The sequence below is a fragment of the Xanthomonas sp. F1 genome (genome assembly GCF_014199855.1).
In genome coordinates, this window is the sequence record NZ_JACHOK010000013.1 from 84594 (window position 1) to 99888 (window position 15295).

Annotated in this window: 12 protein-coding genes; 9 read left to right on the forward strand and 3 right to left on the reverse strand. The window is 70.1% G+C overall.

Annotated elements, in window-relative coordinates:
• Nucleotides 1-63: 63 nt before the first annotated feature.
• The 8 genes from GGR71_RS19850 to GGR71_RS19885 all read left to right on the forward strand — a co-directional run bounded on the left by GGR71_RS19850 (nucleotide 64) and on the right by GGR71_RS19885 (nucleotide 8669).
• On the forward strand, nucleotides 64-360 hold the full coding sequence (locus GGR71_RS19850) for a hypothetical protein (RefSeq protein WP_237474272.1): 297 nt from the start codon (nucleotides 64-66) through the stop codon (nucleotides 358-360).
• Between the two features lie 475 nt (nucleotides 361-835).
• Nucleotides 836-2773, forward strand: a complete 1938-nt coding sequence (locus tag GGR71_RS19855; RefSeq protein ID WP_160958353.1) for a M61 family metallopeptidase — start codon at nucleotides 836-838, stop codon at nucleotides 2771-2773.
• Between the two features lie 385 nt (nucleotides 2774-3158).
• The gene (locus GGR71_RS19860) at nucleotides 3159-3899 is read left to right on the forward strand and encodes an endonuclease/exonuclease/phosphatase family protein (protein ID WP_160958355.1); all 741 of its coding nucleotides are present in this window, start codon (nucleotides 3159-3161) and stop codon (nucleotides 3897-3899) included.
• Entirely contained in the window at nucleotides 3896-5101 is a 1206-nt protein-coding gene (clsB, locus tag GGR71_RS19865; RefSeq protein ID WP_160958357.1) for a cardiolipin synthase ClsB, read from the forward strand. The genes GGR71_RS19860 and clsB overlap by 4 nt, the downstream gene beginning before the upstream one ends.
• The gene (locus GGR71_RS19870) at nucleotides 5098-6033 is read left to right on the forward strand and encodes a lysylphosphatidylglycerol synthase domain-containing protein (RefSeq protein ID WP_202404841.1); all 936 of its coding nucleotides are present in this window, start codon (nucleotides 5098-5100) and stop codon (nucleotides 6031-6033) included. Before clsB ends, GGR71_RS19870 begins: the two co-directional genes overlap by 4 nt.
• A 445-nt stretch (nucleotides 6034-6478) precedes the next feature.
• Nucleotides 6479-6940 (forward strand): hypothetical protein, encoded by a 462-nt coding sequence (locus GGR71_RS21240; RefSeq protein ID WP_237474273.1) that lies wholly within the window; start codon nucleotides 6479-6481, stop codon nucleotides 6938-6940.
• Entirely contained in the window at nucleotides 6937-7968 is a 1032-nt protein-coding gene (locus GGR71_RS19880; protein ID WP_343160795.1) for a sensor histidine kinase, read from the forward strand. The genes GGR71_RS21240 and GGR71_RS19880 overlap by 4 nt, the downstream gene beginning before the upstream one ends.
• Nucleotides 7965-8669 (forward strand): LytTR family transcriptional regulator DNA-binding domain-containing protein, encoded by a 705-nt coding sequence (locus tag GGR71_RS19885; protein WP_160958362.1) that lies wholly within the window; start codon nucleotides 7965-7967, stop codon nucleotides 8667-8669. The genes GGR71_RS19880 and GGR71_RS19885 overlap by 4 nt, the downstream gene beginning before the upstream one ends.
• Here the strand turns inward: GGR71_RS19885 and GGR71_RS19890 are convergent.
• From GGR71_RS19890 to GGR71_RS19900, 3 genes are all read right to left on the reverse strand, one after another.
• Nucleotides 8647-10032, reverse strand: a complete 1386-nt coding sequence (locus tag GGR71_RS19890) for a serine hydrolase domain-containing protein (RefSeq protein WP_160958364.1) — start codon at nucleotides 10030-10032, stop codon at nucleotides 8647-8649. The two genes, GGR71_RS19885 and GGR71_RS19890, sit on opposite strands and share 23 nt — an antisense overlap.
• A 319-nt stretch (nucleotides 10033-10351) precedes the next feature.
• Nucleotides 10352-12553 (reverse strand): DNA helicase II, encoded by a 2202-nt coding sequence (gene uvrD / locus GGR71_RS19895; RefSeq protein WP_160958367.1) that lies wholly within the window; start codon nucleotides 12551-12553, stop codon nucleotides 10352-10354.
• 70 nt (nucleotides 12554-12623) lie between these two features.
• Nucleotides 12624-13505, reverse strand: a complete 882-nt coding sequence (locus GGR71_RS19900; protein ID WP_160958370.1) for a LysR substrate-binding domain-containing protein — start codon at nucleotides 13503-13505, stop codon at nucleotides 12624-12626.
• A gap of 115 nt (nucleotides 13506-13620) precedes the next feature.
• Here GGR71_RS19900 and GGR71_RS19905 point away from each other — a divergent pair, with 115 nt between their 5' ends.
• Nucleotides 13621-15138, forward strand: a complete 1518-nt coding sequence (locus tag GGR71_RS19905) for an MFS transporter (RefSeq protein WP_160958373.1) — start codon at nucleotides 13621-13623, stop codon at nucleotides 15136-15138.
• Nucleotides 15139-15295 lie beyond the last annotated feature (157 nt).

Sequence of the window (15295 nt, forward strand, 5' to 3'; positions counted from 1 at the left end):
TCGAACCACCGCGCCAGCCCATGCGGCCACGTGCGGACTTTCTCCCAGACAAGGCGGTGTGCGATGTCCGAGCGTGTGGAAGCAGGTCAGATGGTCTTCGTCGCCGACGGCGAGGTCGGTGTCGGCGCGGTGCGCGAAGTACGCGACGGCGGTGCGACGTTCGTCGTCAACATCGAGAATGGCGGCGATTTCGTGGTGCCGTCGAGCGCGGTGCGCGACGTGCATTTCGGCAAGGTGATCCTGGCGGTCGAGCACCTGCCGGCCTCGCTGCGCGAGGCGTTGCGGCACCCGCACGCCGCGGAACTGCCGACCTCCACCTACGCCGCCAGCGATCCGAGCGACGGGGCACTGAAGGACTAGTCGCGCGGCGACACGGACACGGCGGCGTACACGATCGACCGCGCCGCCCTGGCATCGAACGCATACCCTTTCCGGGGTATGCCTGCGTCCTCGATCAGGGCGCCGGTTCCATCGAAGGTGTGATCGCTGAGGGCGTGATCGCAAGTTCAATCACCGCGCGTCGCGGCTGAAGCCGCTCCCACAAGACCAGATTCGGCATGGCGGCCGCCTTTCCGGTCTGCGCGATCCGGGCGACCCGATCGCCCGCGGGCACCGCTATGGCCGCAGCGGACCAGGAACAACTCAGTCGCTGGCGATGCAACAGGTTGCCGAGGTCATTTTTGCACCCCGCCCCCCGACCGCCACCAGCCACACGGCGCCCGCATGAACGGCATCGCCTGGCGCCTCCACGGCCAGGCCGACCCGGTGCGCCGGCAATGGCGGCAAGTGCTAACGTTCCGCGCTTCCGCACCTCATCTTGCCTTCGGAGCCGCGCATGTCCGCCACCGCTTTCCCCGCCTCCCATCGCGCCCGCCGGGCGCTGGTCCTCGGCATCGGCCTGGCGCTCGCCTGCGCCGCGCAGGCGCAGGTGGTGCGCACGCCCGACGTGCCGGCGCCGCAGGACACGCCCTACCCCGGCACCCTGACCCTGCAGGTGGACGCCGGCGACGTGCGCCAGGGCATCTACCGGGTCCACGAGACCATTCCGGTCAGCGCCGGGCGGCTGACCCTGCAGTACCCGCAGTGGATCCCCGGCGACCATTCGCCGAGCGGGCCGGTGGCGATGCTGGCCGGCCTCACCCTCACCGCCAACGGCAAGCCGCTGCCGTGGCGCCGCGACACCTTCGACGTGTACAGCTTCCACGTCGACGTGCCGCAGGGCGTGAGCGCGATCGACGCCAGCTTCCAGTACCTGTCGCCGCGCGACGACGGCTTCGAGATGACCGACAAGATGCTGCAGCTGGAGTGGAACAAGGTGGCGCTGTACCCGGCCGGCCACGACACCCGCGGCATCACCGTGTCGCCCAGCGTGACCCTGCCGGCCGGCTGGGAGTTCGGCACGGCGCTGGAGACCGCCAGCCGCGACGGCGCCACCGCCACCTTCAAGCCGGTGGATTTCACCACCCTGGTCGACTCGCCGATCTATGCCGGGCGCTACTTCAAGCGCGTGGACCTGACCCCGGCCGGCGGCGCGCCGGTGCACCTGGACGTGGTCGCCGACGCGCCGCGGTTCCTGGACATCAGCGCCGAGCAGCTGCAGGTGCACCGCAACCTGCCGGTGCAGGCGATCAAGCTGTTCGGCTCGCACCACTACGCCCATTACGACTTCCTGTTCTCGTTGTCGGACGTGCTGGGCGGCAACGGCCTGGAACATCACCAGTCCAGCGAGAACGGACTGGCTGCCGACTACTTCAGCGCCTGGGACGAGAACGCGCCGGACCGCGACCTGCTGGCGCACGAGTACACGCACTCCTGGAACGGCAAGTTCCGGCGCCCGGCCGACCTATGGACGCCGACCTTCAACGTGCCGATGGGCGACTCGTTGCTGTGGGTCTACGAGGGCCAGACCCAGTACTGGGGCTATGTGCTGACCGCGCGTGCCGGGATGTGGACGCCGCAGCAGTTCCGCGATGCGCTGGCGATGACTGCGGCCAACTACGACCGCAACCGCGCCGGCTTCCGCTGGCGCTCGCTGGAGGACACCACCAACGACCCCACCGCCGCGCACCGCGCACCGCTGCCCTACCGCAGCTGGCAGATGAGCGAGGACTACTACAGCGGCGGGCAGATGGTGTGGCTGGCGGTGGACGCCAAGCTGCGTGCGATGAGCGGCGGGCGCAAGTCGCTGGACGACGTGGCCAAGGCGTTCTTCGGCGTCGACGACGGCAGCTTCGCGGTCAAGACCTATACCTTCGACGACGTCATCGCCGCGCTCGACGGCGTGGTCCACTACGACTGGGCCGACTACATCAACCGGCGCGTGTACCAGGTGGACCCGCCGCTGCTGGAAGGCCTGCAGGCCAGCGGCTGGAAGCTGGTGTACACCGACCAGCCCAGCGCGTTCGAGAAGCAGTACGACGGCCGCCATCAGTCGGCGCGGCACCGCTACAACTTCGCCTGGTCGATCGGCCTGGTGATGAACGACGACGCCAGCATCAACGACGTGCTGTGGGACGGACCGGCGTTCAAGGCAGGCGTCAGCAGCGGCGCCACGGTGCTGGCGGTGAACGGCCAGGATTACTCGCGCGACACGCTCAAGCAGGCCATCGCCGACGCCAAGGGCGGCAGCGCGCCGATCGTGCTGACGCTCAAGTACCAGGGCGGCGTGCGCGACGTGCCGGTGAACTACCACGACGGCCTGCAGTATCCGCACCTGGCGCGGGTCGAGGGCACGCCCGACTACCTGAGCAAGATCATCGCCGCACGGCGCTGAGCCAAGGGCGTGTCACCCGTCCCCGAGCGCGCCGCGTTGGGTCTGGCAGGCGCGCGGCCGGTGTTGCGTGGCGCAGCGCCTGACTGGCCGTCAGGTCAAGCCGCGCGGCGCCGGCCGCGCGCCTGCCAGGCCCAACCCGAAGGGCTGCGATTGCGCGTACCCGTGGCCGTGTCATCGCTCGGGCATGGACGCGCGTCCAGATCCTCGCTGTTCCTTGCCACAGGCACGCGCAGTCGCGGCGCGGCACGCTCGGGGACGGGTGACACGCCCCAGGCTCGCCGCCGCTGCCGGCAACGCAGCGGCGGCACGTGCGCGACGCGGCGCCGTCACACGCCGCACGCGCATGCCGGCGACAATGGCAGGCGGAGTTTCCGTCCTGCCCGGCATGCCTGCGATCGAGTTGCTGACCGTCAATGCGCACATGGGCTTCAGCGTGCTGAAGCGGCGCTTCATGCTGCCGGAATTGCGCGCGGCGATCCGCGCCCTGCCCGCGGACCTGGTGTTCCTGCAGGAAGTGCTGGGCGAGCATCAGCTGCATGCCGGCCGCCACGCCGACTGGCCGGTGCAGAGCCAGTACGAGTTCCTCGCCGATGCGCTGTGGCCGCAGTTCGCCTACGGCCGCAATGCGGTGTATCCGCACGGGCACCACGGCAATGCGCTGCTGTCGCGCTTCCCGATTGCCTCCTTCGTCAACCGCGACGTCTCCATCGCCGGCCACGAACACCGCGGGCTGCTGCATGCGGTGCTGGAGATCCCTGGACATGCCGTGGCGCTGCATGCGATCTGCGTGCACCTGGGCCTGCGCGAAGCGCACCGGCGCCGGCAGATCGGCCTGCTCGGTGCGCTGATCGCCGAATTGCCGGCACAGGCGCCACTGATCGTCGCCGGCGACTTCAACGACTGGCGCCAGCGCGGGCATCCGCTGTTGCAGCGGCATGGGCTGACCGAGGCCTTCGCGCACCTGCACGGGCGCGTGGCGCGCAGCTTCCCGGCGCGCTGGCCGCTGCTGCCGCTGGACCGCATCTATGTGCGCAACGTGCGCATCGAGGCCGCGCGGGTGCTGACCGGCCGCCCGTGGTCGCACCTGTCCGACCACGCCCCGCTGCACGCCAGGATCGCGCTGTGAGCCGTGCAGAGAACCGGGACACGCGCTGGCGCCAGGGCCACCGCCTGCAGTTGCTGGAGAACGGCGATGCGTACTTCCCGCGCGCCTTCGCCGCGATCGATGCGGCCCGGCACGAGGTGTTGCTGGAGACCTTCATCTGGTTCGAGGACAAGGTCGGCCTGGCGCTGAAGGACCACCTGGTCGCCGCCGCGCATCGCGGCGTGCGCGTGCACCTGCTGGTCGACGCGTTCGGATCGCCGGATCTCTCGCCCGGCTTCGTGCGCGAACTGACCGAGGCCGGGGCCGAATTGCGCCTGTTCGACCATCAGCCGACCCTGCTCGGCGTGCGCCTGAACGTGTTCCGGCGCATGCACCGCAAGCTGCTGGTGGTGGACGGGCGCATCGGCATGATCGGCGGCATCAACTGGTCGGCCGATCACCTGGCCGACTTCGGCGCGGAGGCCAAGCAGGACTACGCGGTGGAGGTGCACGGCCCGGTGGTGGCGGACATGGTCGCGTTCGTGCGTCGGACCCTGGATACCCACGGGACCGGCGCCGGTTGGGAGCCGCAGGAAAAAGTCGATGTGCCGCCCGCCGGCGAGGCCGAGGCGTGCTTCCTGCCGCGCGACAATGCCGGTCGCTCGCGCAGCATCGAACGCGCCTACCGGCAGGCGTTCCGCAGCGCACAGCAGGAGATCGTGCTCGCCAACGCCTACTTCTTCCCCGGCTACGGTTTCCTGCGCGACCTGTGCGCCGCCGCGCGCCGCGGGGTGGCGGTGAAGCTGATCTTCCAGGGACAACCGGACACGCCGCTGGCGCTGTTCGCCGCACGCGCGCTGTACCGGCACCTGGTCGATGCCGGGGTGCAGATCTTCGAGTACTGCGAGCGCCCGTTCCACGGCAAGGTCGCGGTGATCGACGGCCACTGGAGTACGGTGGGATCGAGCAATCTCGATCCGCTGAGCCTGGCGCTGAACCTGGAAGCCAACCTGGTGATCCGCGACGCCGCCTTCGCCCTCGACCTGCATGGGCGGCTGCAACGGCTGATGCAACGGCATTGCCGGGAGGTGGTGCCCACGCAGGTACCGCGCGGGCGCTTCTGGCAACCGCTGCTGCGGCCGTTGCTGTTCCATCTGCTGCGCAACGTGCCGCAGTGGGCCAGCCGACTGCCCAAGCGTACGCCGCGTACCACGGTGTTGCGGCGCAACCGGCACGCACCATGAGCCGCACGCGCAAGCGCTGGCGCATGCTGCGCCGCTTCGCGTATCTGGCTTTCCTGGCGCTGGTGGCGATACTGCTGGTGCGCGCGGCACGCACGGTGGACTGGGCGGCGGTCGGCACGACCCTGGCCAGCTACGGCGCCGGCACCCTGGTCGCCGCGGCCGGCCTGAGCCTGGCCAGCTACCTGCTGTATGCCGGCTACGACCTGGCCGCGCGTCGCTACGCGGCGCATGCGGTGCCAACGTCGCGGGTCATGGCGATCGCGGACATCGCCTATGCGTTCAGCCTGAACGTCGGCGCGCTGATCGGCGGCACCGCCATCCGCTACCGCCTGTACGCACGTGCCGGACTGGGCCTGGCGACGATCAGCCGCGTGGTCGGCTTCGCCATCGCCACCAACTGGATGGGCTATCTGCTGCTGACCGGTGTGCTGCTGGTCAGTGGCCGCCTGCGCACGCCGGCGCAGTGGTCACTGAGTGGCGCGGCGCTGCCATGGATCGGCGCGGCGATGCTGGCCGCGGTGCTGGCGTATCTGATCGCCTGCCAGCGTGCGCATGGTCACACCCTGCAGGTGCGCGGCCACGTCCTGCACCTGCCGCCGTTGCCGCTGGCCCTGCTGCAACTCGGCCTGGGCACCGGCAACTGGGCGTTGATGGGTGCCCTGCTGTACGTGCTGATGCCGGCCGGCGTGGCCTACACCTCCGTCCTGGGCGCACTGCTGGCGGCGGCCGTGGCCACCGCCATCGCGCACGTGCCGGCCGGTATCGGCGTACTCGAGGCGGTGGTGCTGCCGCTGCTGGGATCGCAGGCGCCGCAAGCGGAACTGCTGGCGGCGTTGCTGGCCTACCGCGCCTTCTACTACCTCGGCCCGTTGCTGCTCGCCTGCGCCGGCTACGCGGTGCTGGAGGCACGGAGACGGCGCGGTGCGGGCTGAGCTAGGCCGTGCGCGCGGCGGACCCAGACCCGTGACCACCGCACTTGTTGCAGTACGCCTCCGGTACTAGCGTCGCAGCGCACGCGTCCTGGAGCAGGACGGTCATGCCGCCACACGGACGCGCTCTTCGGCACTCCGGCATGGTCGACCGAGTGAACGCGCGCAGCACACACATCATTGGCTGCCCTCATCGCCGCACACCATCCCCAGGAGGTCGCATGAAACTGCTGTTCGCCGTCGCGTTGGCGACGCTGCTGTCGCCGTATCTGTCCGCTTCCGCCGCACCCGCTGCGCCCTCGCCCCTGCTCGGCAACTGGGCCGTGGACGTGGCGCGCCTGGATCGAGCACCCAGGATCGGCCCAAGGCCGTCACCCTGCGCTTCAGCGAGGCGGGCCAGGGCAAGTGGGCGGTCAAGGTCGACATTGCCGAACAGGGAGGCGGCACCATGCATGCCGAAGGCGTCGCCGCGCTCGATGGCCGCGCCACGCCGGTGAAGAACAATTTCCAGGCCGATGTCTTCGCGCTGCAGATGCCCGCGCCCAATGTGCTGGTGATGATGCTGTCCAAGGACAGGAGCGTGGCCTCGACCCGCCGTCGCCGCGGACGGACGCTCGATGACCGAAACCGTGTCCGCGTTCGCGCCGGACGGCACGCCGACGATGCGCACCAATTACTTCACTTGCGTCGCGGCGTCTGCCACGCCGTCGTCACACTGACGCACGCGCCGGGCGCGGCGCATGCCAGCCTGGTGCTGGCCTACGCAGCTCTCCAGCGAGGTGTAGGCCAGGAACCCAACCAGTTCGGCATCCCCGGCGGTCCACTTCGGCGTCTTCAGCACACGCCTCAATGGCTGGGCGTGCGGCAACGGCGCTACAGTAGCGGCCCGATGACCGGACATGCCCCGTGACGCCCAAGTTCTGGCTGCTGCAAGCGTTCGGCTGGTCGTTGTTCCTGGCGATCGCCTACGTGGCCCGCCCGAGCGAAGCCGCGGTCGCCGATTCGCTGCAGTTCATGGCGACGCTCGCACTGAGTGCAGCCGGGTTGGCAGGCAGCCTGGCGTTGCGCTGGATCTACCGGCGGCTGCAGGCCGATGGCTATGGCGAGGTGCGCTGGCTGGGCATCCTGTTTGCCGCCAGCGTGCTGGCGGCGGTGACGATCGATCTGCTGGTGTATGCACTGCTGTGGCTAGGCGCAGGGCTGAGCCCGGCCCTGACGGCGCTGCAGCACGCGCAGCCGGCGATGGCGCGCGCGCCGCTGCTGGCCGTGGCCTATATCGCCTGGAGCCTGTTGTACCTGGCCATCAGCCGGCAGACCCGGCTGCAGCAGGCGGCCCGCACCCAGCGCGATCTGCAACTGGCGTTGAAGGACGCGCAGTTGCAGCGCCTGCTGGGCCAGCTCAACCCGCATTTCGCCTTCAATGCGCTCAACAACATCCGCGCGTTGATCCTGATCGACCCGGAGGCGGCGCGCGGGCAACTGACCCGCTTCGCCGCCACGCTTCGCTATCAGTTTTCCGGCGGCGACGACGCCCTGGTGTCGGTGCGCGAGGAGCTCGAGGTGGTGCGCGATTATCTGGGCCTGGTCGGCCTGCAGCTGGGGGCGCGATTGCGCTACCGGGAACAGGTGGACCCGCAGGCGCTGGCAGTGCGCGTGCCGCGCTTCTGCCTGCAGTTGCTGGTGGAGAATGCGATCAAGCATGGCCTGGGGCCGAGCAGCGCCGGCGGCGATCTGCAGGTCTGTGTGGCCCTGCAGCGCGGCGATCTGCAACTGGAGGTGCGCAACACCGGCCAGTTGCGCCGCGACGACGGGCAAGGCACCGGCTTGAACAACCTGCGGCAGCGCCTGCTGCTGTCGTTCGGGCCTGGCGCCGGCTTGCGCCTGGCCCAGGAAGAGCAGTGTGTGGTGGCCAGCGTGTGGATAGGAGCGGCGGCGTGATCGAAGCGGTCATCGTGGAGGATTCGGAACTGGCCCGTTTCGAGTTGCAGCATCAACTCAAGGCCTATCCGCAGGTGAGCGTGGTCGGCCACGCCGCCGATGTGGAGGCGGCGGTGACGCTGATCGAAACGGCCGCACCCGATGTGGTGTTCCTGGATATCGACCTGCCCGGCGGCAACGCCTTCGACGTGCTCGAACGTCTGTCACAGGTGCCGCGCATCGTCTTCACCACCGCCTTCGATGCCTACGCCCTGAAAGCCTTCGCGTTCAACACCGTGGATTACCTGCTCAAGCCGATCGAACCGCAGCGGCTGGCGCAGGCGATCCAGAAGCTGTCCGAGTCGATGCCGGCGAGCCCGGTGCGGCGTTCGATGGACAGCGCCATCTTCATCAAGGACGGCGAGCACTGCTTCCTGGTCAAGCCGCGCGATGTGCGGGTCATCGAAGCGGTCGGGAACTACAGCCGCGTGCATTTCCTGCAGCACGCGCCGCTGCTGTACCGCCCGCTCGGCGCGATCGAGGCGCAGCTGGCGCCGGAGAAGTTCTTCCGCGCCAGCCGCAAGTACATCGTCAATCTCGACTACGTGGAGCAGGTGGCGCCGTGGAGCAACGGTGGCCTGTTGCTCACGCTGCGCGGCGGCGTGGAGGTGGAGGTGTCGCGGCGGCAGAGCGCACGTTTCAGGGAGCTGTTGAGCCTGTAGCCGCATCCGCCTCGCGTACGCCGGTGCTGTCGCCCATCAGCCGGTCGTGCAGGGTCATCGTGGGCCGGCCGTCGCGGTCCTGGCCGAAACTCACCGCATCCAATCCGCCGTCCAGATAGTAGCGGCCATCCGTATGCACCTGCAGCGGCAGCGCATCCTCACCTTCGCGCTGCAGTTGCAGACGTCCGTCCACTTGCGCAAGCGCGCGGGCGCCGTCGGCGAACCGGTACTGCCCGATGCGGCCTGGCGGCAGCGCATGCGCCGGGTCCGTGCCGGGATACCGCCGCCCTGCCGCCATCGCCGCCAGGCGCACGGCCAGGGTGGTGGGATCCAGGAATTCGGCATTGGTGAGCACCACCACGAACACATCCGGCTCGCCGATGCGCACCACGTAGCTGTTGAAGCCGTTGATGAAGCCACCGTGCTCCACGTCCGGCAAGCCGTTCGCCTGGCCGATGATCCAACCGAAGCCATACGGCGACAGGCTGCCGTCGGCGAGCCGGGTCTTGGCCATGGCCTGCGCGATCGCCGCCGCCGGCAGCAGCCTCGCGTCGCGCAGCGCGCGGTGCCAGATCGCCATGTCGTCGACGGTGCTGATCAGGCCGCCGGCGCCCTGCGGCTGCGACATGCTGATGAAGTCCGCGTTCTGCAGCGCCTGCCCGGCACGACGGTAACCGTGGGCGCGATGCGGGATCAGCGCCAGGTGATCGTCGTAGCGCGTGTGGGTCATGCCCAGCGGCTGGAAGATGGCCTGCTGCAGGTAGGCCGCATACGGCTGGCCGGTGAGGCGTTCGATCAGGTGGGTCAGCACGATGTAGTTGGAATTGCTGTAGCGGAACCGCGTCCCCGGTACGAACTCCAGCGGCAGATCCCGGAAGTACCCGATCAGGTGCATGGCGTCGGTGTCCTCGCGGCGCGCGGCGCGCGAGGCGGGGATGCTGCTGACGTTCTTGATGCCCGAGGTCTGCGTCAGCAGCTGGCGGACCGTCACGTTCGCCAATGGGCCGCTCAAGGCCGGGTCCAGCGACAGCAGCGTCGCATCCAGCTCCAGCTTGCCGGCCTGCACCAGTTGCAGCACCGCCACCGCCGTGAATTGCTTGGTGACCGATGCCAGACGCAACGCCGACGCCGGCTGCATCGCCACCCCATTCTCCACGTCGGCCAGGCCATAGGCATGGCGCAGCAGGACCCGATCGCCACGGGTCACCAGCACCACGCCCCCCGGCCCGGCCTCCTTGAAGAAGGCCGTGGCGGCCTGGGCCAGGTCCTTTTCCGGTTGCGCGGCGACCGCGCCCGCCGCGGCATGCGCCGTGCCGACCATGGCCAGAACCGTTGCCAACAACCATGCCAAACGATGTGTCATGCGCCTTCCCCTTGGTGATGTGGGGCAAGGCTGGCGCGCCCGCACAGCGCACTCCAGCGACCTATGACGAACGGGGGGCACGGCACGTGAGCGGTCGTCGGCATGGATGAGCGGAGGCGCGACCGCGGGATCTGCGCAGCCCTGACAGCGTTGGCCGGCCAGCGGTTGGGATCCGCCAATGTGCCTGCGGGAAAGCTGCGACAGCGGCGAGCCAGCATGCGCAGGCCGCTCACCGCGGCACGCAGTTGGGCGGCGAAAACGCAACGCCGGCGCCTGCGGCGAATTCCCGAGCACGCCGCTCAGGAATGCAGGATGTGGTCTACAGCACCGTCAGATTGGCGTACGCCATCACCAGCCACTTGGCGCCGGCCTCGTCGAACTGCACCTGCACGCGGGCATGCGCGCCGCTGCCTTCGTAGTCGATGACCACGCCGCCGCCGAACTTGGGGTGCTGCACGTTGGCGCCGAGCTTGATCGCCGGCGCCTCGATCACGCTGTGCCCCATGCTGCGCGGCGCACCCAGCGAGGCACTGCGCGACACCTGCACCTTCGGCCGCACCTCGTGCAGCAGCTCGCGCGGGATCTCGCGCAGGAAGCGCGAGGGCACGTTGTAATTGTCCTGGCCGTGGATGCGCCGCGACTCGGCGTAGCTCAGCACCAGCTTGTGCCGGGCGCGGGTGATGCCGACGTAGGCCAGGCGCCGCTCTTCCTCCAGGCGCCCGCTCTCTTCCAGCGACCGCGCACTGGGGAACAGGCCGTCTTCCATGCCGGCCAGGAACACGATCGGGAATTCCAGACCCTTGGCCGAGTGCAGGGTCATCAGTTGCACGCCCTCCTCGCCGGCCTGGGCCTGGCCTTCGCCGGCCTCCAGCGAGGCGTAGGCCAGGAATGCGACCAGCTCGGTCATCGCCTGGCGGCCTTCGTCGGCATCCTCGTCGCCGTCGGCGCGGACGAAGCGCGAGGCCACCGAGACCAGTTCGTCGAGGTTGTCGGTACGCGATTCCGAATCCAGCCCGCCGCGGCTCTCCTTGCTCCAGTGCTCGCGCAGGGTGGAGCGCGCCAGCACCTGGTCGATCTGTTCGGGCAGCGGCAGCCCGGCCACTTCCCCGGCCAGTTGTTCGATCAGGCCCAGGAACTGGCCCAGCGCGTTGCGCGCGCGTGCGGCCAGGTCGCCGCCCTGCTGGGCGGCCTGTTGCGCCGCCGCCCACAGCGACAGCGATTGCGCGCGTGCAAGCCGCCGCACCTCGTCGAGGGTGCGGTCGCCGATGCCGCGCGCCGGCGTGTTCACCGCGCGCTCGAACGCCGCATCGTCGGCGCGGTTGGCGACCAGGCGCAGGTAGGCCAGGGTGTCCTTGATCTCGGCGCGCTCGAAGAAGCGCATGCCGCCGTAGACCCGGTACGGCACCTGTTCGGCGATCAGCGCCTCTTCGAACGCGCGCGACTGCGCGTTGCTGCGGTAGAGCACCGCCGCCTCGCTGTAGCTGCCGCCGTCGCGCACCCACTGGCGCACGCGCTCGACCACGTAGCGCGCCTCGTCCACCTCGTTGTAGGCCGCGTACAGGTCGATCGGCTCGCCGTCGCCCGAGTCGGTCCACAACTGCTTGCCGATGCGGTCGGGGTTGTGCGCGATCACCGCGTTGGCGGCATTGAGGATGTTGGCGCTGGAGCGGTAGTTCTGCTCCAGGCGGATGGTCTGCGCGCTGGGGAAATCGGTGAGGAAGCGCTGCACGTTCTCGACCTTGGCGCCGCGCCAGCCATAGATCGCCTGGTCGTCGTCGCCGACCACGAACACGTGGCCGCTGTCGCCGGCGAGCACGCGCACGAACGCATACTGGATGGCGTTGGTGTCCTGGAACTCGTCGACCAGGATCTCGGCGAAGCGGGCGCGGTAGTGCGCCAGCAACGCCGGGGTGTCGCGCAGCAGTTCGTGCGCGCGCAGCAGCAGTTCGGCGAAGTCGACCAGGCCGGCGCGGTCGCAGCGCTCCTGGTACAGCGCGTAGGCGTTGCGCAGGGTGGTCACCCACTCGTCGCGCGGCTCCGGCTGGATATGCTGGGCGCGGCGGCCCTCGTCCTTCTGCTGGTTGATCCACCACACGATCTGCTTGGGCGGGAACTTGCCCTCGTCCAGTTCCAGCTGCTGCACCACGCGCTTGACCAGCCGCAGTTGGTCGTCCGAATCGAGCACCTGGAAGCTCTCGGGCAGCTTCGCGTCCTGCCAGTGCAGGCGCAGCAGGCGGTGCGCCAGGCCGTGGAAGGTGCCGATCCACATGCCGCGGCTGCCGTTGCGCAACTGCAGGTCGGCGCGGTGGCGCATCTCGCCCGCGGCCTTGTTGGTGAAGGTGACCGCCAGAATGCCGTGCACCGGCACGCCATGCACCTGGTGCAACCAGGCGATGCGATGGGTGAGCACGCGCGTCTTGCCGGAGCCGGCGCCGGCCAGGACCAGATAGTGGCCGGGCGCTGCGGAAACGGCCTCGCGCTGGGCGGGGTTCAGATCGTCGAGCAAATGAGAGACATCCACCCGCGCATTTTAGCCGGTGCAGCGGCGCAGCGGCTGCGACAACGCGCGCCGCGCGACGGACGATGTGGCCTCACTCGGCGCGGAACAGGCGTTCGGCCAGGAAATCCACGAACACGCGCAGCTTCGGCGACAGTTGCCGGCGTGACGGCCACACCACGAAGAACGCGCCGCCATCGGCCATGTGCGCGTCCAGCACCGACTGCAGGCGGCTGTCGGCCAGCGCGTCCTGCGCCAGGAACGCCGGCATGCAGGCGATGCCCATGCCGGCGATCGTCGCCGCGCGCACCGCTTCCATGTTGTTGCAGGTGAGCACCGCCGGCGGCAGCGGCGCCGGTTCCGCCAGCGGCCAGTCCTGCGGCTTGCCGGTACCGGGCACGCGGAACAACACGCCGTCATGCGCGGCCAGCTGCGCCGGGGTCTGTGGCACGCCGCGGCGGCGCAGGTAGTCCGGTGCCGCGCACAGGCAGAACCGGAATGGCCCCAGGCGCCGCGCCAGCAGCCGCGAGTCGGCCTGCACACCGCTGCGGATCACCGCATCCAGGCCGTGTTCGAGCAGGTCGACCACGCGGTCGTCGAACTCCAGGTCCAGCTCCACGTCCGGATAGCGCTGGCGGAACTCGGGCAACAACGGCACCAGGAAGCGGTAGCCGATGGTCGGCAGGCCGACCCGCAGCCGCCCGCGCGGCGCCTGCCGGGTCTGCGCCAGCGCGTCCTCGGCCTCGCGCAGGTCGGCCAGCACGCGCTGGCAATGCTCCAGGAACAGCGCGCCCTCGGCGGTCAGCGCGATACGCCGGGTGGTTCGCTGCAGCAGGCGCACGCCGAGTTCGCGCTCCAGCGCGGCCACGCTCTTGCCCACCGCCGAGGCCGAGATGCCGAGCACGCGACCAGCGCCGACGAAGCTGCGCTGCTCGGCGGCACGAACGAAGGCAACGATGCCGGTGAGGCGGTCCATGCGGCGATATTAGAGCGTTCCATTCCGCAAAGTCCGGAGAATCGCGGTCTTTTTCGCGAATTGCCGCCTCGGTATCTCTAGTGGCGTCCCGGCATCCGCCGCAAGAGTCGCTCCGATGACCTCCGCTTCGACCTCCCGTTCCATCCCCCTGCCGCGCCGCGGCGCCGCCCTGGCCGCGGTGTGCCTGGCCGCTCTGACGCTGCCGCTGAACTTCTCCGGCGGCGCCGTCGCCACCCCGGCGATCGGCGCGGCCCTGGGCGGCAGCGCGCTGGCCCTGGCCTGGATCACCAACGCCTTCATGCTCAGCTTCGGCAGCCTGCTGCTGGCCGCCGGCGCGCTCGCCGATCGGCATGGACGCCGCCGGGTGTTCCTCGCCGGCCTGGCGCTGTTCGCCAGCGCCAGCCTGGCCGTGGCCGTGGCCGGCTCGGTCGCGGCGATCGACCTGTGGCGGGCGCTGCAGGGCGTCGGTGCCGCCGCTGCGCTCGCCGCCGGCACCGCAGCGCTGGCGCAGTTGTACACCGGCGTGGCGCGCACGCGCGCGTTCAGCCTGCTCGGCACCACCTTCGGCACCGGCCTGGCGTTCGGCCCGCTGGCCGCCGGCGCCCTGAGCGAACGGCTCGGCTGGCGCGCGATCTTCGTCGGCGTGGCCGCGGTCGCGGCGCTGGCATGGACGTTGGCCGCGCGCTGGCTGCCGGCCTCGCGCGGTCCGGCCGCCGGTCCGCCGGACCGCGCCGGCGCGCTGTGTTTCAGCGCGGCGCTGGCGCTGTTCACCGCCGGCCTGATCCAGGGTCCCCACAGCGGCTGGGGCAACGCCGTGACGCTGGCCCTGCTCGGTGCCGCCGCGCTGCTGCTGCTCGCCTTCGTGCGGATCGAACGGCGCCGCCGCCATCCGCTGCTGGACCTGAGCCTGTTCCGCTACCGGCGCTTCGTCGGCGTGCAGTTGCTGCCGGTCGCCACCTGCTACAGCTACGTGGTGCTGCTGGTGCTGCTGCCGTTGCGCATGATCGGCGTGGACGGCACGCCGGCCGCCAGCGCCGGCCTGACGCTGCTGGCGCTGTCGGCGCCGATGCTGCTGGTGCCGAGCCTGGCCGCCGCACTGGCGCAGCGCATCGCACCGGCCTGGCTGTCCGCAGCCGGATTGGCGGCGGCCGCGGCCGGCCTGTGCTGGCTGGGTGCGCGCCCTCCGGCGCAGGCGTTGCCGGCGCTGCTGCTGATCGGCGCCGGCACCGCTCTGCCCTGGGGCCTGATGGATGCGCTGTCGGTCAGCGTGGTGCCGACCGAACGCGCCGGCATGGCCGCCGGTCTGTTCGGCACCTTGCGCGTGGCCGGCGAAGGCATCGCCCTGGCCAGCGTGGCGGCCTTGCTGGCGGCGTTGCTACAGATGCGGCTGGCCGCGGTCGCGCCGCTGCTGCCGCACGCGGTCCTGGCGGACACCGCGCAGCGGCTGGTCGCCGGCGATCTGGCGGCATCCATGCAGGACGGTGCGCTGTCCGCGGCGCAATTGCGCTTGGCCTACGCCGCGGCCTTCGGCACGCTCACCCGGGTGCTGGCAGCGATCACCGCGCTGGCGGCGATCGCGATCTGCGTGCTGCTCGGGCGCTCGCCGCAAACCGCGGTGGATGAACGCCTCTGATGCCCGCGGGGAAGTTTCGTGTAGAAGCGGCTTCAGCCGCGACGCGCATCACCTGGATCGTCTGTCGCGGCTGAAGCCGCTCCTTGTATCTGGACGTGACGCCCCTAAACAGGCGTCATGTCTTCCGACTGATCATCGGAGGAGGTGCGGGAAGTCC

What these genes read in the sequence shown, in the direction of transcription:
- GGR71_RS19890 (WP_160958364.1), bottom strand. Translation starts at nt 10,032, where the DNA reads ATGACACATCGTTTGGCATGGTTGTTGGCAACGGTTCTGGCCATGGTC.
- GGR71_RS19855 (WP_160958353.1), top strand. Translation starts at nt 836, where the DNA reads ATGTCCGCCACCGCTTTCCCCGCCTCCCATCGCGCCCGCCGGGCGCTG.
- GGR71_RS19850 (WP_237474272.1), top strand. Translation starts at nt 64, where the DNA reads ATGTCCGAGCGTGTGGAAGCAGGTCAGATGGTCTTCGTCGCCGACGGC.
- GGR71_RS19900 (WP_160958370.1), bottom strand. Translation starts at nt 13,505, where the DNA reads ATGGACCGCCTCACCGGCATCGTTGCCTTCGTTCGTGCCGCCGAGCAG.
- GGR71_RS19860 (WP_160958355.1), top strand. Translation starts at nt 3,159, where the DNA reads ATGCCTGCGATCGAGTTGCTGACCGTCAATGCGCACATGGGCTTCAGC.
- GGR71_RS21240 (WP_237474273.1), top strand. Translation starts at nt 6,479, where the DNA reads ATGCATGCCGAAGGCGTCGCCGCGCTCGATGGCCGCGCCACGCCGGTG.
- GGR71_RS19905 (WP_160958373.1), top strand. Translation starts at nt 13,621, where the DNA reads ATGACCTCCGCTTCGACCTCCCGTTCCATCCCCCTGCCGCGCCGCGGC.
- GGR71_RS19870 (WP_202404841.1), top strand. Translation starts at nt 5,098, where the DNA reads ATGAGCCGCACGCGCAAGCGCTGGCGCATGCTGCGCCGCTTCGCGTAT.